The 18965-nt window shown below is 67.4% G+C and carries 17 protein-coding genes; 12 read left to right on the top strand and 5 right to left on the bottom strand.

Annotation, left to right across the window (positions count from 1 at the left end; translation table 11 throughout):
* Positions 1–5 precede the first annotated feature (5 nt).
* Positions 6–1625 carry an ABC transporter ATP-binding protein gene (locus tag HHL10_RS02905; protein WP_235970998.1) on the top strand — a complete coding sequence of 540 codons (1620 nt, stop codon included), beginning with the start codon at positions 6–8 and terminating at the stop codon, positions 1623–1625.
* 36 nt (positions 1626–1661) lie between these two features.
* On the opposite strand, the gene gstA is transcribed toward HHL10_RS02905, so the two are convergent.
* Together gstA and HHL10_RS02895 are read right to left on the bottom strand one after the other, a co-directional pair.
* Positions 1662–2276, bottom strand: coding sequence for a glutathione transferase GstA (gstA, locus tag HHL10_RS02900; RefSeq protein ID WP_169158806.1), 615 nt, complete (start codon positions 2274–2276; stop codon positions 1662–1664).
* 78 nt (positions 2277–2354) lie between these two features.
* Positions 2355–2612, bottom strand: a complete 258-nt coding sequence (locus HHL10_RS02895) for a YkgJ family cysteine cluster protein (protein WP_169158805.1) — start codon at positions 2610–2612, stop codon at positions 2355–2357.
* Between the two features lie 186 nt (positions 2613–2798).
* Here HHL10_RS02895 and HHL10_RS02890 point away from each other — a divergent pair, with 186 nt between their 5' ends.
* The 6 genes from HHL10_RS02890 (at position 2799) to HHL10_RS02865 (ending at position 8214) form a co-directional block, all read left to right on the top strand.
* Positions 2799–3686: a PDC sensor domain-containing protein gene (locus HHL10_RS02890; protein WP_169158804.1), complete on the top strand. Its 888-nt coding sequence runs from the start codon at positions 2799–2801 to the stop codon at positions 3684–3686.
* A gap of 148 nt (positions 3687–3834) precedes the next feature.
* A complete protein-coding gene (locus HHL10_RS02885) occupies positions 3835–4041 on the top strand; it encodes a DUF2061 domain-containing protein (protein ID WP_169158803.1) in 207 nt (68 codons plus the stop codon).
* Between the two features lie 54 nt (positions 4042–4095).
* Positions 4096–6084: a tRNA uridine-5-carboxymethylaminomethyl(34) synthesis enzyme MnmG gene (gene mnmG, locus HHL10_RS02880; protein WP_169158802.1), complete on the top strand. Its 1989-nt coding sequence runs from the start codon at positions 4096–4098 to the stop codon at positions 6082–6084.
* Between the two features lie 31 nt (positions 6085–6115).
* The gene (gene rsmG, locus HHL10_RS02875) at positions 6116–6739 is read left to right on the top strand and encodes a 16S rRNA (guanine(527)-N(7))-methyltransferase RsmG (RefSeq protein ID WP_235970995.1); all 624 of its coding nucleotides are present in this window, start codon (positions 6116–6118) and stop codon (positions 6737–6739) included.
* Positions 6740–6802: 63 nt separating this feature from the next.
* Entirely contained in the window at positions 6803–7411 is a 609-nt protein-coding gene (locus HHL10_RS02870; RefSeq protein WP_169158800.1) for a LysE family translocator, read from the top strand.
* Positions 7412–7443: 32 nt separating this feature from the next.
* Positions 7444–8214, top strand: a complete 771-nt coding sequence (locus HHL10_RS02865; protein WP_169158799.1) for a ParA family protein — start codon at positions 7444–7446, stop codon at positions 8212–8214.
* A 75-nt stretch (positions 8215–8289) separates the two neighbouring features.
* Here HHL10_RS02865 and argC read toward each other — a convergent pair whose 3' ends face one another.
* Complete coding sequence (gene argC / locus HHL10_RS02860) at positions 8290–9231, bottom strand: N-acetyl-gamma-glutamyl-phosphate reductase (RefSeq protein ID WP_169158798.1); 942 nt, start codon at positions 9229–9231, stop codon at positions 8290–8292.
* Between the two features lie 47 nt (positions 9232–9278).
* Between argC and HHL10_RS02855 the strand changes: the two genes are divergently transcribed.
* Together HHL10_RS02855 and HHL10_RS02850 are read left to right on the top strand one after the other, a co-directional pair.
* On the top strand, positions 9279–9851 hold the full coding sequence (locus tag HHL10_RS02855) for an RBBP9/YdeN family alpha/beta hydrolase (protein ID WP_169158797.1): 573 nt from the start codon (positions 9279–9281) through the stop codon (positions 9849–9851).
* Positions 9845–10729 (top strand): ParB/RepB/Spo0J family partition protein, encoded by an 885-nt coding sequence (locus HHL10_RS02850; protein ID WP_169158796.1) that lies wholly within the window; start codon positions 9845–9847, stop codon positions 10727–10729. The genes HHL10_RS02855 and HHL10_RS02850 overlap by 7 nt, the downstream gene beginning before the upstream one ends.
* Before the next feature lie 85 nt (positions 10730–10814).
* Here the strand turns inward: HHL10_RS02850 and otsA are convergent, their stop codons facing one another.
* On the bottom strand, positions 10815–12188 hold the full coding sequence (gene otsA, locus HHL10_RS02845; RefSeq protein WP_169158795.1) for an alpha,alpha-trehalose-phosphate synthase (UDP-forming): 1374 nt from the start codon (positions 12186–12188) through the stop codon (positions 10815–10817).
* 361 nt (positions 12189–12549) lie between these two features.
* A complete protein-coding gene (otsB, locus tag HHL10_RS02840) occupies positions 12550–13308 on the bottom strand; it encodes a trehalose-phosphatase (protein ID WP_169158794.1) in 759 nt (252 codons plus the stop codon).
* Positions 13309–13807: 499 nt separating this feature from the next.
* Here otsB and HHL10_RS02835 point away from each other — a divergent pair, with 499 nt between their 5' ends.
* The 3 genes from HHL10_RS02835 to HHL10_RS02825 are packed head-to-tail and all read left to right on the top strand — an operon-like array spanning position 13808 to position 18619.
* Complete coding sequence (locus HHL10_RS02835; RefSeq protein WP_169158793.1) at positions 13808–15730, top strand: PrkA family serine protein kinase; 1923 nt, start codon at positions 13808–13810, stop codon at positions 15728–15730.
* A 34-nt stretch (positions 15731–15764) separates the two neighbouring features.
* Positions 15765–17054, top strand: coding sequence for a YeaH/YhbH family protein (locus tag HHL10_RS02830; RefSeq protein ID WP_169158792.1), 1290 nt, complete (start codon positions 15765–15767; stop codon positions 17052–17054).
* Positions 17051–18619 (top strand): SpoVR family protein, encoded by a 1569-nt coding sequence (locus HHL10_RS02825; RefSeq protein ID WP_169158791.1) that lies wholly within the window; start codon positions 17051–17053, stop codon positions 18617–18619. The genes HHL10_RS02830 and HHL10_RS02825 overlap by 4 nt, the downstream gene beginning before the upstream one ends.
* Positions 18620–18965 lie beyond the last annotated feature (346 nt).

Here is an 18965-nt window from a genome sequence, read left to right as displayed (position 1 = left end):
GCGGCATGCGAACCACAAAACCCGATGCTTCCGCCACCGAGCCGCTGCTGAGCGTCGAGCACCTGACGGTGCGCTTCGGCACGAGCACGGTCGTCAACGACGTCAGCTTCCAGGTACGGCCGAGGGAGAAATTCGCGCTGGTGGGCGAGTCGGGCTCCGGCAAGTCGATCACGGCGCTGTCGGTGCTGCGGCTGGTCGATGGCGCACACACCGGTGGGGCCATCCGCTTCGCCGGCGAGGACTTGGTGCAGGCCGGCGAGCGGCGCATGCGCGGCCTGCGCGGGCGCGACATCGGCATGATCTTCCAGGAGCCGATGACGGCGCTGAACCCGCTCTACAGCGTGGGCAACCAGATCGCCGAAGTGCTGGAGCTGCACGAGGCGCTGCGGCCGAACGCGGCGCGGGCCCGTGCCATCGAGCTGCTGGCGCGCACCGGCATCCCGGAGCCGCAGCGGCGGGTGGATGCGTATCCGCATGAGCTCTCGGGCGGGCAGCGGCAGCGCGCCATGATCGCCATGGCGCTGGCCTGCAAGCCGAAACTGCTGATTGCCGACGAGCCCACCACGGCGCTGGACGTGACCATCCAGGCGCAGATCCTGGCGCTGCTGGACGAGCTGCAGGCCGAGATGGGCATGGCGCTGCTGTTCATCACGCACGACCTGAACCTGGTGCGCCGCTTCACGCACCGCGTGGGCGTGATGGAGCGCGGGCGCCTGGTGGAAAGCGGTGACACCGCCGCCGTTTTCGCCGACCCGCAGCATGCCTACACCCGCAAGCTGCTCGCCAGCCGCCCGCAGCGCGTGGTGCAGCCGGTGCCGGCCGAGGCGCCGGTGCTGCTGGAAGGCCAGGACATCCGCGTGCAGTTCAAGCGCAAGGGCGGCTGGTTTCGCAAGCAACCGCCTTTCGAGGCGGTGAAGCAGGCCACGCTGCAGCTGCGCCGCGGCGAGACGCTGGGCATCGTGGGCGAGTCGGGCTCCGGCAAGTCCACGCTGGGCATGGCACTGCTGGCGCTGCAGCCCATTGCCGGCGGGCAGGTGCGGCTGGGCGAGCAGCGCATCGACGATGCCGGCCGCGACGCGCTGCGCGCCATGCGCCGGCGCATGCAGGTGGTGTTCCAGGACCCCTTCGGCAGCTTGAGCCCGCGCATGACCGTGGGCCAGATCGTGGGCGAGGGCCTGCAGCTGCACCAGCCGCAGCTCGGCCGCGCCGAGCGTGAGCAGCGCGTGCTGAAGATGCTCGATGAAGTGGGCCTGAGCGCGCGCCACGGCGTGGCCGACGTGCTGCAGCGCTATCCGCACGAGTTCAGCGGCGGGCAGCGCCAGCGCATCGCCATCGCGCGCGCGGTGGTGCTGGAGCCGGAGCTGCTGGTGCTGGACGAGCCGACCTCGGCGCTGGACGTGTCGGTGCAGCAGCAGGTGCTGGCGCTGCTGGCGCAGCTGCAGCGCCGCTACGGGCTGAGCTACGTCTTCATCAGCCACGATCTGGCCGTGGTGCGCGCCATGTCGCACCGCGTGATCGTGATGCGCCAGGGCGAGATGGTGGAGCAGGGCGAAGCCGAGCAGCTCTTCAGCGCGCCACGCCAGCCTTACACGCAGGAGCTGCTGGCGGCGGCGCGATTGAGCTGAGCGCAAAGCGGCGGGCGGATGCGCCCGCGCCGCTCCTCATGCTTGCTTGATCAAGCCCTCATGCTTCATCGCCGCCTGCGCGCTGGGACGCGCCGACACGCGCTCGCGAAAAGCCTGCAGGTTCGCCAGGCCGGCGATGTCCACCTGCGTGGCGTCGGCCCAGCGCGCCACGGTGAACAGGTAGGCGTCGGCCACGCTGAAGTCCTCGCCCAGCAGGAATGACTTGCCCGCGAGCTGGCCGTCCACCCACTGCAGCTTCTGGCGCAGCTTGTCGCGGAACAGCGTCTTGGCGTCCTCGGGCATGCCCGGCGTGAAGAAGACGCTGAAGCTCTTGTGCAGCTCGCTGGTGATGAAGTTCAGCCACTCCATCAACCGGTAGCGCTCCAGGGTGCCGGCCGGCGGGGCGAGCCGACGCTCGGGCACCAGGTCGGCCAGGTACTGCACGACGGCCGGGCCTTCGGTGAGGCGCTGGCCGTCATCGAGCTCCAGCACCGGTACGGAGCCCTTGGGATTGATGGCGTAGAAGTCGGTGCCGTCCTCCAGCTTCTTGGTCTTGGTGCTGGCAAGCACCAGCTCGCAGGGCAGGCCGGCTTCGTGCAGCACGATGTGCGGGCTCAACGAGCAGGCTCCGGGACTGTAGTAAAGCTTCATCGGGCATCCTTTCTGGCGGGGAAGGGGCGCTCACGATAGCCGCTGTCGCGCAGGCATGCAGGCGACCCTGACGCCGGCTCAGTCCGGCTGCGTCTGCCGCTCCATCCAGCCCAGCCAGCGCAGGGCCTGCTCGCGGCTGTCGCCGCACATCATCTCGTCCGGCTGCAGCGAGCCGCACACGGCGGGGCGCTCGGGATGGCCGAAGATCCTGCAGCGCTCGTCGTCGTCCAGTTGTACGCAGCGCACGCCGGCCGGCTTGCCGCGCGGCATGCCGGGAATGGGGCTGGAAATGGAGGGAGCGGTGCAGCAGGCACCGCAGCCGGGGCGACAGTCCATGAAAAAGCGGGAACGTGCCCGCCATGCAGGCCAACCGCTCATTGTGCTGCGCCAAGCTTGGCCCTGTCAGGAGGCAGCTTGTCAGCTTGGGACAATGCTGCGCTGGCAGCATCGTTGCATCCCTATTGCGGCTTCCCGGCCGCTTCTTGCGCACCGCGGCTTTGGTCGCCTTTCTGTCTTCTTCCGATGCAAGCCCCCCGCCTGCTCTCCTGGTCCCTGCCCGCTGCCGCCGTGCTGGCGTGCGGCGCGTACTGGACCCAACTGCTGCACACGCAGGAGCAGGCGCGCGAGCGCGCGTTGGCCAATGCCGCGGCCCGCGCCGTGCATCTGGCCGACACGCTGGCCCTGCAGGCCGAGACCCTGCTGCAGTCGGCCGACTTCGTGCTCTCGACGGTGGGTGCTCAATGGCAGGAGCGCCAGCCGCTGCCGCCTTTGCCCTATCCGCCGGGTGCGGTGCTGCAGTTGGGCGTGCTCGATGGCAAGGGCCGGCTGCAGTCCGTGGATGGCAGCGTGGCGCGCGTGGTGATCGACGGGCTGCCGGCGCCGGGCCCGGGGCTGTCCATCGGGGCGCCGGCACGGCAGCCGGTGGCCGGTGCGGTGAGCTTCGTGCGCCCCCTGCCCGGGCAAGGGCAGGTGCTGCTGACGCTCTCACCCAGCTACCTCACCGGGCTGCTGCGGCGGCTGCAGCCTTCCCGCGGCGACCTGCTGCTGCTGGCACGCGCCGACAGCGTGGCCGTGGCGCGCAGCGACGGGCTGGTGGAACCGTTGCCGTTCCCGGTGGCGCCACTGTTCGAGCGCGCACCGCGTGCCGGCGAAGTGGTGACCCAGAGCTGGCCGTCCGAGGAAGGGCGGCGCATCCTGGGCTGGCAGCGGGCCGGGTCCACGCCGCTGCTGGCGCTGGCCGCCGTGGATGAGGCCAGTGCGCTGCGCGGCGTGCAGGCGGAGCAGGCCGCGGTGCGGCGGCGCGCGGCGCTGGGCAGCGCGGCGCTGCTGGCGCTGGTGGCCGGCGTGATCGCGCTGTCGCAGCGCTGGCAGCGGCGCCGTGCCTCGGCGCGGCAACCGGCATCGGCCTGATCCGCAGGCGGCGTGGCAGCTCTCCGGCCGCGTGGCCACTGCGCTCTGAGGAACAGTCGATGGTCGCCATTGCGCCAATCGATTGGCGTGAACAGCCATGCACCGGCACCATGCAGTCAGGAATCATTCTCATCTGGCGGAGAACGACATGGCCAAGACGGTGGCGTTCGGTGCGATGCATGTGTGCACGGCCTTTGGCGTGAGCTACGCCCTGTCGGGCAGCGTGAGCGTGGCCGGGGCAGTGACGGTGGTGGAGCCGGTGGTGAACATGGTGGCGCACTACTTTTTCGACCGCGCCTGGACGCGGCGCTTCGGTGAAGCCCCCGCGCAAGGGGCTGTGGCCCCGCAACCTTAAAATTGCGGGTTCGCCACTTCAGGACGCCGCCGCGCCAGCGGCGGTGCGCGCGCCGTGCTGCACCCCCAGGAATTTGAGGTCATCGTCGTTGGCGGTGGCCATGCCGGGACCGAAGCGGCGCTGGCTGCGGCCCGCATGGGCTGCCGCACGCTGCTGCTGACCCACAACATCGAAACGCTCGGCCAGATGAGCTGCAACCCGTCGATCGGCGGGATCGGCAAGGGCCATCTGGTCAAGGAGGTGGATGCCCTGGGCGGGGCCATGGCCGCCGCCACCGACGAGGCCGGCATCCAGTTCCGCATCCTCAATGCCAGCAAAGGGCCGGCCGTGCGCGCTACGCGCGCGCAGGCCGACCGCATCCTCTACAAGGCCGCCATCCGACGCCGCCTGGAGAACCAGCCCAACCTGTGGCTGTTCCAGCAGGCGGTGGACGACCTGATGGTGGAGGGCGACCGCGTGGTCGGTGCCGTGACGCAGATCGGCCTGCGCTTCCGCGCCCGCACCGTGGTGCTGACGGCCGGCACCTTTCTGGACGGCAAGGTGCATGTCGGCCTGCACAACTACAGCGCCGGCCGCGCCGGCGACCCACCGGCGGTGAGCCTGTCGGCGCGGCTCAAGGAACTCAAGCTGCCGCAAGGCCGGCTCAAGACCGGCACGCCGCCGCGCATCGACGGGCGCAGCATCGACTTCACCAGGCTCACCGAGCAGCCCGGTGACCTGGACCCGATGCCGGTGTTCAGCTTCATGGGGCATGCCTCGCAGCACCCCCAGCAGCTGCCCTGCTGGATCACGCACACCAACGCACGCACGCACGAGATCATCCGCAGCGGCTTCGACCGCAGCCCGATGTTCACCGGGGTGATTGAAGGCGTCGGCCCGCGCTATTGCCCCAGCATCGAGGACAAGATCAACCGCTTCGCGGACAAGGACTCACACCAGATCTTCCTGGAGCCCGAGGGGCTGACCACGCACGAGTTCTATCCCAACGGCATTTCGACTTCGCTGCCCTTCGACATCCAGCTCGCCGCTGTGCGTTCCATGCCGGGGCTGGAGAACGCACACATCCTGCGCCCGGGCTACGCCATCGAGTACGACTACTTCGATCCGCGCGAGCTGTCGGCCGGTTTCGAAACGCGGGCCATCAAGGGCTTGTTCTTTGCCGGCCAGATCAACGGCACCACGGGCTATGAGGAAGCGGCAGCGCAAGGGCTGTTCGCCGGCCTCAACGCGGCGCTGCAGGCCAAGGGCGAGGCGCCCTGGCTGCCGGGCCGGGACCAGGCTTACCTGGGTGTGCTGGTGGACGACCTCATCATGCGCGGCGTGAGCGAGCCCTACCGTATGTTCACCAGCCGCGCCGAATTCCGGCTGCAACTGCGTGAGGACAATGCCGATCTGCGCTTGACCGAGGACGGACGGCGCCTGGGGCTGGTGGACGATGAGCGATGGGAGGCTTTCAACCGCAAGCGCGATGCTGTTTCACGTGAAACACAGCGCCTGCGCCAAAGCTGGGTCCATCCTCGCTGGCTGGCGGCGGAGCAAGCCGAGGCGTTGCTTGGAAAGGCCATCGAGCGCGAGTACCCGCTGATCGACCTGCTGCGCCGGCCCGGGGTGGATTGGGACAAGGTGGTGGCGGCGGATGCGCTGGTGAAGCAGGCCCGGGCCAGTGAAGATGCCTCTGTTTCACGTGAAACACTGCGCGCCGAATGGGGCGTGGAACTGGCCGATGCCGTGATCGAGCAGGTCGAGATCGGCGTCAAGTACGCCGGCTACATCGACAAGCAGCAGGAGGAGGTGCAGCGCGCGGCGCAGTACGAGAAGCTGCCGCTGCCCGAGGATCTGGATTATGCGGAGATCACGGCGCTGTCCTTCGAGGTACGGCAAAAGTTGGCCAAGCATCGGCCGGCGACGCTGGGGCAGGCGTCTCGCATCTCGGGTATCACCCCGGCGGCCATCTCGCTGTTGCTGGTGCACCTGCGCAAGGGCAGCTGGAAAGATTTCAAGATGACGGCCGCTGCCGGGGTGGATCACGATGCGGCCGCCTGAAGCTGTGGTTGCCGTGCCCGAGGCTGGGCGAATGGAGGCCCTGCTGCAGCAGCTCGGCTTGCAAGCCGATGAGCGGCAGTTGCAGCAGTTGCGGGACTACCTGGGACTGCTGCAGCGCTGGAACCGGACCTACAACCTGACGGCGCTGCGCGACCCGGCGCAGATGTTCACGCACCACTTGGCGGATTGCCTGGCGGTGTTGCCGGCATTGCAGCGCGAGCTGGGTGGGCGGGAAGGGCTGCGCCTGCTGGATGTGGGCAGTGGGGGCGGGCTGCCGGGGGTGCTGATCGCCATCCTGTGCCCGCAGCTGCAAGTGAGCTGCGTGGACACGGTGGGCAAGAAGGCGGCTTTCATCCGGCAGGCCGGGGTGGAGCTGGGGCTGCGGCAACTGCGTGCCGAGCATGCACGCGTGGAGCAGTTGCCCGGCCGCTACGAGTTCATCACCAGCCGCGCCTTTGCCACGCTGGCCGACTTCGTGGCGTTGACGCGCGAATGCCTGGCACCGCAGGGGGTGTGGATGGCGATGAAGGGCAAGCGGCCGGAGGATGAGATCGCCGCGCTGCCGGCTGATGTGGACGTGTTTCACGTGGAACCTTTGCTGGTGCCGGAGCTTGACGCGGAGCGCTGCTTGGTCTGGATGCGGCTGCGGGCCTGAAACGGGACAATCTGGGCTTCCGCCTCGGGTCGGCCGGGCGGGCCACGAACCACTGGAGGATTCATGCTCGGCATCGACGTCGGCGCCTTCTGCGCGGCCGTGGTCTTGTTCCTGGCCCTGCCCGGGCCGGGTACTTTCATGCTGCTGAGCAGCACGGGGCAGGGCGGCTTCAAGGGCGGTGCGGCAGCGACCCTGGGCCTGATCCTGGGCGACCAGTTGCTGCTGTGGCTGGCCGTGGCCGGTGTGGCGGCCTTGCTGGCAGCCAATCCGCTGCTGTTCAAGGGGCTGCAGTTCGCGGGCGCCGGCTACCTGGGCTGGTTGGGGCTGAAAATGCTGCTGGCCCGCGGTGATGGCGGTGCGTTGCCGGTTCATGTCACCCCCGGCCGTTATCTGCGCCAGGGCTTCTTCATCACCTTGTCCAACCCCAAGGCCATCATTTTCTACATGGCCTTCTTTCCCTTGTTCATCGATCCGGCGCGGCAGCAGGGCGCGTGGACCTTCGCGTTCATGGCGCTGTTGATCGCGCTGATCACCGCCGTCTGGTGCCTGGCGCTGTGTGCGGGTGCCAATGCCGTGGCGGCCCATGTGCGTGCCCACCGGCGTCTGGCCCGTGCCTTGCAGCGGCTGGCCGGCCTGGCGCTGCTGGGCTTCGGGTTGCGCCTGGTGCGCTGAGCCTCTTCTCCATCACAACAAACACTCCGACCATGGCCAAGATCTTTTGCATCGCCAACCAGAAGGGCGGCGTGGGCAAGACCACCACCGCCGTCAATCTTGCCGCCGGCCTGGCCCGCATCGGCCAGCGGGTGCTGGTGGTGGACCTGGACCCGCAGGGCAATGCCACCATGGGTTCCGGCGTGGACAAGCGCACGCTGGAGCACAGCGTCTACGAGGTGCTGCTGGAGACGACGACGGTGAGCGAGGCGCGCGTGCGTGCCGACAAGGCCGGCTACGACCTGCTGGGCGCGAATCGGGAGCTGTCCGGGGCCGAGGTCGAGTTGGTGGGCGTGGAGCGGCGCCAGGACCGGCTGCGCGCGGCCCTGGCCGCCTGCGAGCACGAGTACGACTTCATCCTGGTCGATTGCCCGCCGTCGCTGAGCCTGTTGACCCTCAACGGCATGTGTGCCGCCCATGGCGTGGTGGTGCCGATGCAGTGCGAGTACTTTGCGCTGGAGGGGCTGACGGACCTGGTCAACACCATCAAGCAGATCCATGCCAGCCTGAACCCGCGGCTGCAGATCATCGGCCTGCTGCGGGTGATGTACGACCCGCGCATGACGCTGCAGCAACAGGTGAGCGAGCAGCTCAAGGCGCATTTCGGGGACAAGGTGTTCGACACCGTCATCCCGCGCAACGTGCGGCTGGCGGAGGCCCCGAGCTATGGCTTGCCCGGCGTGGTGTTCGATCCGGCCGCCAAGGGCGCGCAAGCCTATGTGGAGTTTGCGCAGGAACTGGTGACACGCTGCGCCAAGCGTTGAGCGATAGCGCAGCAGTTCAACCACGGCATGAAAAAACCGCCCGAAGGCGGCTGGTCGGAACGCGCAAGCGCAGTCTCAAAGGCCCAAGCCTTCATCCAGGCCCAGATGGATGTTCATCGATTGCACCGCGGCGCCGCTGGCGCCCTTACCGAGGTTGTCCAGGCGCGCCATGACGATGGCCTGCTTGTCGTTGGCGAACACGGCGATGTCCACCCGGTTGGTGTCGTTGCAGGCCTGCACGTCGAAGAAGCCGCCGTCCAGGTTGGCCGTGTCGCCCAAGGGCAGCACGTTGATGAAGCGCTCTCCCTCGTAGCGGCTGGCGTAGGCGGCATGCAGGCGCTGGGCATCCGTCCCGGCGGCGAGCTGCGAGAAATGCAGCGGCACGCTCACGCCCAGGCCTTTCAGGAAGGGGCCGACCACCGGCATGAACACCGGCGCCACCTGCAGGCCCGTGTGCGCGGTCATCTCCGGAATGTGCTTGTGCGCCAGCGTCAGGCCATAGGGGCGGGGCGAGGCCAGCTTCGGGTTTCCGCCGGCTTCGTAGTCCGCGATCATGGTCTTGCCGCCGCCGGAATAGCCGGTGATCGAGGTGGCCGACAGGGGGAGGGTGGGCGCCACGAGGCCGGCATCGATCAGCGGGCGCACGAGCAGGATGAAGGCGGTGGAGTGGCAGCCCGGGTTGGAGATGCGCTTGGAGCCACGGATCAGCTCGCGCTGCTCCTTGGCCAATTCCGGCAGGCCAAAGACCCAGCCCGGTGCGGTACGGTGCGCGGTGCTGGCGTCGATCAGGCAGGCATTGGGGTTGCGGACCAGCGACGCGGCCTCGCGCGACGCGGCGTCGGGCAGGCACAGGAAGGACACTTCGGCCGCATCCAGCATCCGGGCGCGCTCGGCGGGGTCCTTGCGCTTGTCCGGGTCGATGCGCAGCAGTTCGATATCGTTGCGCTGCGCCAGGTACTCATGGATGCGCAGCCCGGTGGTGCCCTCCTGCCCGTCCACGAACACGGTATGTTTCATCGTCGCCTCTCCACTTCAAGCAAACGGTAAAGGATAAGCCAAGCCTCATGGACGACTTGCAAGTGCTGCTCCTGCCTGGCTGGCAGGACTCCGGCCCCGAACACTGGCAAAGCCGCTGGGAGCAGCAGCGCCACGGCTTCTCACGCGTGCAGCAGGATGATTGGCTGTGGCCGCGCCGCGGCGACTGGATGGTCCGGCTGGAAGAGGTGATTCTTGGCAGCCAGGGCCCGCTGCTGCTGGTGGCGCACAGCCTGGGCTGCCAGTTGGTGGCGGCCTGGGCGGCACATTCGCAGCACACCGCGCGCGTGGCCGGTGCGCTGCTGGTGGCGCCGCCCGATGTGGAGCGCGAGGACATGCCGCCCAATCTCTACTCCTGGCGTCCCATCGTGCGCCAGCGGCTGCCCTTCGCGGCCACGGCGGTGGCAAGCGTGGACGATCCCTACTGCACGGTGCCGCGGGCGGCGGCCATGGCTGCCGACTGGGGGGCACGGCTCGTGGAGATCGGCGCGGCCGGGCACATCAACGGCGATTCGGGCCTGGGCGACTGGCCTCAAGGTCTCGAACTGTTGCGCGGGGTGGCGGAAGCAGGCGGGCTATCCCCGACAATCACGCCATGGTGACGAAGAAACCCAAGGGGCTGGGTCTGGGCCTCGAAGCGCTGCTGGGTCCGCGCGTGGAGGCCCCCGAGGCGCCGCCAACGGTTCTGAAGCTGGACCTGCTGCTGCCCGGGCGTTATCAGCCACGCACCCGCATGGACGAAGGCTCGCTCTATGAGCTGGCCGAAAGCATCAAGAGCCAAGGCGTGATGCAGCCCATCCTGGTGCGGCCGGCGGGTGAGGGGCGTTACGAAATCATCGCCGGCGAGCGCCGCAGCCGTGCCGCCAGGCTCGCCGGGCTGGAAGAGGTGCCGGTGCTGGTGCGCGAGGTGCCCGACGAGTCGGCGGCAGTGATGGCGCTGATCGAGAACATCCAGCGCGAAGACCTCAACCCGCTCGAAGAGGCGCAGGGCCTGCAGCGCCTCATCACCGAGTTCAATCTCACGCACGAGCAGGCCGCGCGGGCCGTGGGCCGGTCCCGCAGCACGGCCAGCAACCTGCTGCGCCTGCTCAACCTGTGCCCTCCGGTGCAGCAAATGCTGATGGCGGGCGACCTGGACATGGGGCATGCGCGCGCGCTGTTGTCGGCGGAGCCGGCGCAGCAGATCCTGCATGCCAACGAGATCGTCGCGCGCAAGCTCTCGGTGCGCGAGGCTGAAAGGCTGGTGGCGCGCCAGCAGCAGGAGCCGGCGCGACCAAAGCCAGGGCCGCATGCGCCGCCGGACAAGTCACGTGACCTGCAGCGCATCGAGGAACTGCTGGCCGATGCGCTCACCGCCGCCGTGGAAATCCGTATCCGCCGCAAGACGCTGCGTGGCGAAAAGGGCGAGATCGCCATTGCCTTCGGCTCGCTGGACGAGCTCAACGGGCTGCTCGACAAGCTGGGCGTGCGCGAGGCTTGAAACCGGTTCCAGGCACCTGAACGCATTCAGTACGCTGTACCGTCACGCTGGGTGTGGCGAGCTGCCGTACTGCCCAGCCTTGCGGTTATTGCTGCAGCGCTTCCAGGAAGCGGCGCTGCCACCAGTGCACGTCGTACTCGCGAATGTTGGCCAGCAGCCGCTGGTGGCGCGCCTGACGCTCTTCCAGCGGCATGTGCAACGCATGCTGGATGGCATCGGCGGTGCCGTCGCTGTCATAAGGATTGACCAGCAGCGCATCGCGCAGCTGTTCCGCGGCGCCCGCGAAACGCGAGAGCACCAGCACGCCGGGGTCGGCCGGGTCCTGTGCGGCGATGAACTCCTTGGCCACCAGGTTCATGCCGTCGCGCAGCGGTGTCACCAGCGCCACGCGGCTGGCCCGGTACAGCCCGGGCAGCCGCTTGCGCGCCACCGTGCGGTGGATGTAGCGGATCGGCATCCAGTCGAGCTCGCCGTAGTTGCCGTTGATGGAGCCGCACAGGCCTTCGAGCTGGCGGCGCAGGTCGTTGTAGGCACCCACCGTCTCGCGCGAGGGCGAGGCGATCTGGATGAGCGTGGCGCTGTTGCAGTTGCCGGGATAGCGCTGCAGCAGGCTGCGCATGGCACGCAGACGCTGCGGCAGGCCCTTGGAATAGTCCAGCCGGTCCACGCCCACCAGCAGGCGGCGCTTGGCGTACTGCTCGCGCATGGTGGCCAGCGTCTCCTGGGCTTCGCGGCCCTCGGTGAGCATGGCGAACTCGTCCACGTCGATGCCGATGGGGATGGCTTGCACGCGCAGTTCGCGGCCGAAGGCGCTGAAGCGGTCGTCGGCCGCCTGCTCGGCCTGGGCCTCGGTGTAGACGTAGCGCGCGAAGTGGGCGAGGTCGGTCTGGCTCTGCAGGCCGACCAGGTCGTAGGCAAAGAGGGCGCGGATCAGCCACTCGTGCGCCGGGATGGCGGCCATGATCAGTGGCGGCGGCAGCGGAATGTGCAGGAAGAAGCCGATGCGCTGCCGGCAGCCCAGCGCGCGCAGTTCCTCGGCCAGCGGGATCAGATGGTAGTCATGGACCCAGATCAGGTCGTCCGGCCGCAGCAGCGGCAGCAACTGCTGCGCAAACAGGCGGTTCACGCGCCGGTAACCGCCGATGTAGCCGGCGTCGAAGTCCGCAAGGTCGAGCCGGTAGTGGAACACCGGCCACAGCACGCCGTTGGAATAGCCCAGGTAGTAGGCGTCGTGGTCCTCCTGCGTCAGGTCCACGGTGGCCAGGGTGACGTCCCCGGCGCGCTGGATATGAGGCTGGGCCTGCGTGCCAGCCTCATTGCGTTCGACGATGTTGCCGCTCCACCCGAACCACAAGCCGCCGGTGGCGTTGAGCGCCTCGCCCAGCGCAACAGCCAGGCCGCCCGCCGCGGTCTTGCGCGGGTCGGCCACGCGGTTGGAGACAACGACCAGTCGCGGCATGTCAATTCACCCTGTTTTGAGGCACGAGGCACCGTGCCGCCATGTTCATGAACCTGCCCCGCACCGCCTCAGGCGGGCAACGCAGGCCTGCAAGCGCTCCCTGGCAGGGCGCATGCCTTGCCGCAGCAATAGCTAGACCGTGCCTGCCTTACACCTGTTTATGTCCACTCCGTCGCGACGCCGGGCCTGTCTCCCCACCAGGCTGGAGACGGCACAAGGCACCGTCCACAAGCATGGTGCCCCAAGTTGGGGCACAAGCCGTTCACCGGCTGCGCCGTCCTGCGGTGCCAGTGCGTATCGACAACGACACAGCGTTGTGCCAGCGCCGGCATTGCCTTCCCGTGCTGCTGTTGCAATCTGGTCATCGTGTTGGCTTGGCTGTCTCGGCCGCAGCAGCCAGTTTCCGCAGCGCCTCCTCCATCCAGCGGTGTACGGCCGCCGGATCGGCCACGCGGTGTCGGGCCCGGGTAATGCCTTCTCCCACCTTGACCGCCACGCCGTCCAGGGCTTGTACCGCCTCGAAAGCCGCCTCATCGGTCACGTCGTCGCCGAAAAACCAGGGTTGGCGTCCCTGGAACGGGGTTTCGGCCAGGAAAGCGCGCACGGCAGCGTCCTTGCCGGCGGCGCGGGGCTTGAGCTCAATCACTTGCTTGCCCCGCATCAACGCCATGTCGGGCAACTGCTGCAGCGCCTGGGTCATGGCCGCCAGGCACTGGCCCTCCAGCAACGGTGCCTGCCGGTAGTGCAGGGCGATGGCACCGGATTTTTCTTCCAGCAGCAGCCCTGGATGCGCGGCGCACAGGGCCTGCAACGAACCAAGCACGGTGTCCAGCGCCGGCGCCGCCAGACGTTGCCAAGCGCCGTCGGCACGGCGCCGCTCGGCGCCATGCACGCCGGCCGCCGGCAGTTGCAGCGGCGCGAGAAAGTGATCGATTTCGGCGATCGGGCGGCCGCTGACGACGGCCAGGGCGCCGCCAAGCGCCGCAGCCAGGGCCGCCAGGCTTGGTGTCACGCTGGAGGCCACCCTCACGGCCTGGGGATGGGCCGCGATGTCGGCCAGCGTGCCGTCGAAATCCAGAAAAAGGGCGCATCCCGGCCCAGGCAGCGGCGGTTCAAGCATGCGCGCAGCGTAGCCATGAGCATTCGGGCCGAGGAAATCGAATGCAACGACGGCACTGGGGCTATAGGCTCGCCGTTAGCGTTGCTCCAGGACCAAAGACACGATTGCGGGAAAGCCCTCAGCCCCCCGACGCTCGAAACGTGAACGAATGGGGATGAAAAAGGTCTATTTGTAACCAAAATCGTGGGAAGCTGTGGGCGTCAGCCGGCACCCGGCCAGACACGTTGAACGGTCATGGCAGGTGCGCCGGCCTTGCACCAAACAGGGAGGGACCAGCGGGGCACGGTCCTTGCTGAGAAAGGGCAGGCGTTGTTGCAAGACCGCCTGGTGAATCGCGCTGACTTTGGCTCCCTTGGAGGGACGATCACGCAAGCCACACGCTGAAGACCGGAAAGCTCTGATGGCGCCCGGGCCCGTACAGCCGGGACTTCATCAGAACTTCCCAGACGCTCTGGCGGCCGGCTACCGCCTGTGTGCGTCTTCCATTCAAGGAGGTCCCATGGACGTGATCAGCAGCTTCGCCGCCCGTTACGAACGCACCCGCGAGGAAGAACTCTCTTTGGAGGAGTACCTCGCCGAGTGCAAGCGCAACCCCCTGGCCTACGCCACCGCGGCCGAGCGCATGCTCAAGGCCATCGGGGAGCCGCAGATGGTGGACACGCGCAACGACCCGCGCCTGTCACGCATCTTTGCCAACAAGGTCATCAAGATCTACCCGGCCTTTGCCGAGTTCTACGGCATGGAGGACTCGATCGAGCAGGTCGTGTCCTACTTCCGCCATGCCGCGCAGGGCCTGGAGGAAAAGAAGCAAATCCTCTATCTGCTGGGTCCGGTGGGCGGGGGCAAGAGCTCCATCGCCGAGCGGCTCAAGCAGCTCATGCAGGAGGTGCCCTTCTACGCGATCAAGGGCTCGCCGGTGAACGAGAGCCCGCTGGGCCTGTTCGACGCGGTGGAGGACGGCCCGATCCTGGAGAAGGAGTACGGCATCCCGCGCCGCTACCTCAACCGCGTCCTCTCGCCCTGGGCCGTCAAGCGGCTGGAGGAGTTCGGCGGCGACATCCGCAAGTTCCGCGTCGTCAAGCGCTATCCGTCGATCCTCAAGCAGATCGGCATCGCCAAGACCGAGCCCGGTGACGAGAACAACCAGGACATCAGCTCGCTGGTGGGCAAGGTGGACATCCGCAAGCTCGAAACCTACGCCCAGGACGATCCGGACGCCTACAGCTACTCCGGCGGCCTGTGCCTGGCCAACCAGGGGCTGCTGGAGTTCGTGGAGATGTTCAAGGCGCCCATCAAGGTGCTGCACCCGCTGCTCACGGCCACGCAGGAGGCCAACTTCAAGGGCACCGAGGGCTTCGGCGCGATTCCCTTCGACGGCGTGGTGCTGGCGCACTCCAACGAGAGCGAGTGGAAGGCCTTCCGCAACAACAAGAACAACGAGGCCTTCCTGGACCGCATCTACATCGTCAAGGTGCCGTACTGCCTGCGCGTGAGCGAGGAGGTCAAGATCTACGAGAAGCTCATCCGCAACTCCTCGCTGGCGCAGGCCACCTGCGCGCCGGGCACGCTCAAGATGATGAGCCAGTTCGCGGTGCTGACGCGGCTCAAGGAGCCCGAGAACTCCAGCCTGTTCAGCAAGATGCAGGTCTACGACGGCGAGAACCTCAAGGACACCGACCCGCGCGCCAAGAGCTACCAGGAGTACCGCGACTACGCCGGGGTGGACGAGGGCATGAGCGGCATCAGCACGCGCTTCGCCTTCAAGATCATCTCCAAGGTCTTCAACTTCGACTCCACCGAAGTGGCGGCCAACCCGGTGCACCTGATGTACGTGCTGGAGCAGCAGATCGAGCGCGAACAGTTCCCGCCCGAGCTGGAGCAGAAGTACATCGGCTTCATCAAGGAGCAGCTGGCGCCGCGCTACGCGGAGTTCATCGGCAAGGAGATCCAGACTGCGTACCTGGAAAGCTACAGCGAGTACGGCCAGAACATCTTCGACCGCTACGTCACCTACGCCGACTACTGGATACAGGACCACGAGTATCGCGACACCGACACCGGCGAGGTGTTCGATCGCGCCTCGCTCAATGCGGAGCTGGAGAAGATCGAGAAGCCCGCGGGCATCGCCAATCCGAAGGACTTCCGCAACGAGATCGTCAACTTCGTGCTGCGCGCGCGCGCCAACAACCAGGGCAAGAACCCGGTGTGGACCAGCTACGAGAAGCTGCGCACCGTGATCGAGAAGAAGATGTTCAGCAACACCGAGGAGTTGTTGCCGGTCATCAGCTTCAACGCCAAGGCCAGCGCCGACGAGGCCAAGAAGCACGAGGACTTCGTCACGCGCATGGTGCAGAAGGGCTACACCACCAAGCAGGTGCGGCTGCTGTGCGAGTGGTATCTGCGCGTGCGCAAGAGCAGCTGAGCCCGTGAGCCATCACGCACCGACCGGAGACGCCATGCTTCAACAGATCATCGATCGCAGGCTCGCGGGCAAGAACAAGTCCATCGGCAACCGCGAGCGTTTCCTGCGCCGTTACCGCGAGCAGATCCGCGAAGCGGTCAAGCGCGCGGTGGACGGCCGCGGCATCCGCGACATCGAGCGCGGCGAGGAGATCTCGATCCCGAAGAAGGACATCTCCGAGCCGGTGTTCCACCACGGCCAGGGCGGGGTGCGCGAGATCGTGCACCCGGGCAACCAGGAATACGTGCGCGGCGACCGCATCCAACGCCCCAAGGGCGGTGGTGCGGGCGGCAGCGGCAGCGGCCAGGCCAGCGACTCCGGCGAGGGCGAGGACGATTTCGTCTTCACCCTCTCCAAGGAGGAGTTCATGCAGGTCTTCTTCGAGGACCTGGCGCTGCCGCACCTGATACGCACCCAGATCGCCGAGGTGCCGGAATGGAAGAGCCAGCGCGCGGGCTTCACCGCCGACGGCACGCCCAACAACCTGCACGTGCTGCGCTCCATGCGCGGCGCGCTGGGGCGGCGCATCGCGCTGGGCGCGGACTCGCGGCGCGAGCTGCGCGAGCTGGAGGAGCGGCTGCAGAAGTTGCAGGAGCATCCACATCCCACGCCGGCGCTGGCCGAGCGCGAGATGGCGGAACTGGAGGAGCAGATCCAGGCGCTGCGCTCGCGGCTGGCGCGCATTCCCTATCTCGACCCGATCGACCTGCGCTTCCGCAACCGGGTGCGCGTGCCGGTCCCGTCCTCGAAGGCGGTGATGTTCTGCCTGATGGACGTCTCGGGTTCGATGGACGAGGCGCGCAAGGACCTGGCCAAGCGCTTCTTCATCCTGCTCTACCTGTTCCTGACCAAGCACTACGAGAAGATCGAGCTGGTCTTCATCCGCCACCACACGCAGGCGCAGGAGGTGGATGAGCAGAACTTCTTCCACGCCACCGAGACCGGCGGCACGGTGGTCTCCAGCGCGCTGGTGCTGATGGAGGAGATCGTGCGCCAGCGCTATGCCGGCGGCGACTGGAACATCTACGGCGCGCAGGCCAGCGACGGCGACAACTGGCACCACGACAGCGGCCGCTGCCGCGAGCTGCTGGCCGACAAGATCCTGCCCATGTGCCGCTACTACGCCTACGTGCAGGTGGCCGAGGAAGAACAGAACCTGTGGGAGGAGTACACCCAGCTGCTGGCCGCGCACCGCCACTTCGCCATGCGCAAGGCCACCGAGGCCTCGCAGATCTATCCCGTGTTCCGCGACCTCTTCAAGAAGGAAGGAGCGGTGGCCGCATGAATGCCGTCGTCATCAAGAATCCGCTGCGCGAGCCCAAGACGCTGGCCCAGCGTCCGCGCGAACCGCTGCCCGGCCCCAGCGACTGGACCTTCGAGCTCATCCAGCAGTACCACGACGTGATCCGCGCCACGGCGGAGCGCTTCGGGCTCGACACCTATCCCAACCAGCTCGAGATCATCACTGCCGAGCAGATGATGGACGCCTACGCCTCCGTGGGCATGCCGGTGAACTACCGGCACTGGAGCTACGGCAAGGAGTTCATCGCCACCGAGAAGAACTACCGCCGCGGCTTCATGGGCCTGGCCTACGAGATCGTCATCAACTCCAACCCCTGCATCAGCTACCTGATGGAGGAGAACACGATGGCGATGCAGGCGCTGGTGATCGCGCATGCCGCCTACGGCCACAACAGCTTCTTCAAGGGCAACTACCTGTTCCGGATGTGGACCGACGCGTCGTCGATCATCGACTACCTGGTCTACGCCAAGAACTACGTCGCCGAATGCGAGGAGCGCCACGGCCTGGACACGGTGGAGGCGTTCCTCGACTCCTGCCACGCGCTGTCCAACCATGGCGTGGACCGTTACCGCCGTCCCAGCAAGCGCACGCTGGCGCAGGAGCTGGCCGAGCGCAAGGACCGCGAGAACTACGCGCAACAGCAGGTCAACGACCTTTGGCGCACGCTGCCGCGGCGCCACGATGATCCCAAGGGCACGGCCGAGGCGCAGCGCCGCTTCCCCGAGGAGCCCCAGGAGAACCTGCTGTACTTCGTCGAGAAGCATGCGCCGCTGCTGGAGCCGTGGCAGCGCGAGATCGTGCGCATCGTGCGCAAGGTCGCGCAGTACTTCTATCCGCAGCGCCAGACGCAAGTGATGAACGAGGGCTGGGCTACCTTCTGGCACCACCGGCTGCTCAACCAGATGTACGACGATGGCTACCTCACCGACGGCGTGATGATGGAGTGGCTCAAGTCGCACACCAACGTCATCTACCAGCCGCCCGTGGGGCACAAGGCCTACAGCGGGCTCAACCCGTACGCGCTGGGCTTCGCGATGTACACCGACCTCAAGCGCATCTGCGAGGCCCCCACGCCCGAGGACCGTCAATGGTTCCCCGAGATCGCCGGCGCGCCCTGGCTGCCCACGCTGGACGAGGCGATGCGCAACTTCAAGGACGAGAGCTTCATCGGCCAGTACCTCTCGCCCAAGCTCATGCGCGATTTCCGGCTCTTTGCCATCGTCGATGACGAGAAGGACAGCGAGATCGAGGTCAGTGCCATCCACGACGAGCAGGGCTACCGCCGGGTGCGCGAGGCACTGTCGCGCCAGTACGACCTGGGCACGCGCGAGCCCAACATCCAGGTCTGGAACGTCAACCTGCGCGGTGACCGTTCACTGACGCTGCGCCACGTCCAGCACCAGGACCGCCCGTTGGCCGACTCGGCCCAGGAGGTGCTCAGGCACGTGGCGCGCCTGTGGGGCTTCGGCGTGCACCTGGAAAGCGTCGATGGCCGCGGCGAGGTGCGCAAGCGCTGGTCCGTGCCGGCGCCGCCCGAAGCCCGCTGAAGTCTTGATCGCCGGGGGCGGCCTGGGCTCGCAGCCCCGACCCCGGCCGGTACAGCGCTTCGGATCGCACGGTAAACCGTGCCGATGCACGGAAATTCACGGCAGAAGCGGGCAAGTTAAAGCCCCCGCGCTTCACTTGGCGTGGGTTAGCCCGAACAATGGTGGTTGGTGGAGCCGTCGCAGCCCGGTTCTCGGGAATTGCGTCAATTCCTTACATACGCGATGTCGCCATGCCTGCAGGCGCGGCGCGTTGCGGCTGTGCCATTGCCTGCTGCATCTTCCCGCCGGTTCGTGGCGGGACCATCCGTCGCTGTACCCGCATGAAAATCCTGGGCATTCAACTCCG

Source organism: Azohydromonas caseinilytica (genome assembly GCF_012927045.1).
Classification (GTDB): Bacteria; Pseudomonadota; Gammaproteobacteria; order Burkholderiales; family Burkholderiaceae_C; genus Azohydromonas; species Azohydromonas caseinilytica.
Note: the sequence above shows the minus strand (reverse complement) of the source record. Positions and strands in the feature narration are given on the sequence as shown.

Coding starts and splice junctions, on each gene's coding strand:
- HHL10_RS02905 (WP_235970998.1), top strand. CDS start 6: ATGCGAACCACAAAACCCGATGCTTCCGCCACCGAGCCGCTGCTGAGC.
- argC (WP_169158798.1), bottom strand. CDS start 9,231: ATGAAACATACCGTGTTCGTGGACGGGCAGGAGGGCACCACCGGGCTG.
- HHL10_RS02825 (WP_169158791.1), top strand. CDS start 17,051: ATGAATGCCGTCGTCATCAAGAATCCGCTGCGCGAGCCCAAGACGCTG.
- HHL10_RS02885 (WP_169158803.1), top strand. CDS start 3,835: ATGGCCAAGACGGTGGCGTTCGGTGCGATGCATGTGTGCACGGCCTTT.
- HHL10_RS02850 (WP_169158796.1), top strand. CDS start 9,845: ATGGTGACGAAGAAACCCAAGGGGCTGGGTCTGGGCCTCGAAGCGCTG.
- HHL10_RS02895 (WP_169158805.1), bottom strand. CDS start 2,612: ATGGACTGTCGCCCCGGCTGCGGTGCCTGCTGCACCGCTCCCTCCATT.
- otsB (WP_169158794.1), bottom strand. CDS start 13,308: ATGCTTGAACCGCCGCTGCCTGGGCCGGGATGCGCCCTTTTTCTGGAT.
- HHL10_RS02890 (WP_169158804.1), top strand. CDS start 2,799: ATGCAAGCCCCCCGCCTGCTCTCCTGGTCCCTGCCCGCTGCCGCCGTG.
- HHL10_RS02870 (WP_169158800.1), top strand. CDS start 6,803: ATGCTCGGCATCGACGTCGGCGCCTTCTGCGCGGCCGTGGTCTTGTTC.
- HHL10_RS02830 (WP_169158792.1), top strand. CDS start 15,765: ATGCTTCAACAGATCATCGATCGCAGGCTCGCGGGCAAGAACAAGTCC.
- otsA (WP_169158795.1), bottom strand. CDS start 12,188: ATGCCGCGACTGGTCGTTGTCTCCAACCGCGTGGCCGACCCGCGCAAG.
- HHL10_RS02835 (WP_169158793.1), top strand. CDS start 13,808: ATGGACGTGATCAGCAGCTTCGCCGCCCGTTACGAACGCACCCGCGAG.
- HHL10_RS02855 (WP_169158797.1), top strand. CDS start 9,279: ATGGACGACTTGCAAGTGCTGCTCCTGCCTGGCTGGCAGGACTCCGGC.
- HHL10_RS02865 (WP_169158799.1), top strand. CDS start 7,444: ATGGCCAAGATCTTTTGCATCGCCAACCAGAAGGGCGGCGTGGGCAAG.
- rsmG (WP_235970995.1), top strand. CDS start 6,116: ATGGAGGCCCTGCTGCAGCAGCTCGGCTTGCAAGCCGATGAGCGGCAG.
- gstA (WP_169158806.1), bottom strand. CDS start 2,276: ATGAAGCTTTACTACAGTCCCGGAGCCTGCTCGTTGAGCCCGCACATC.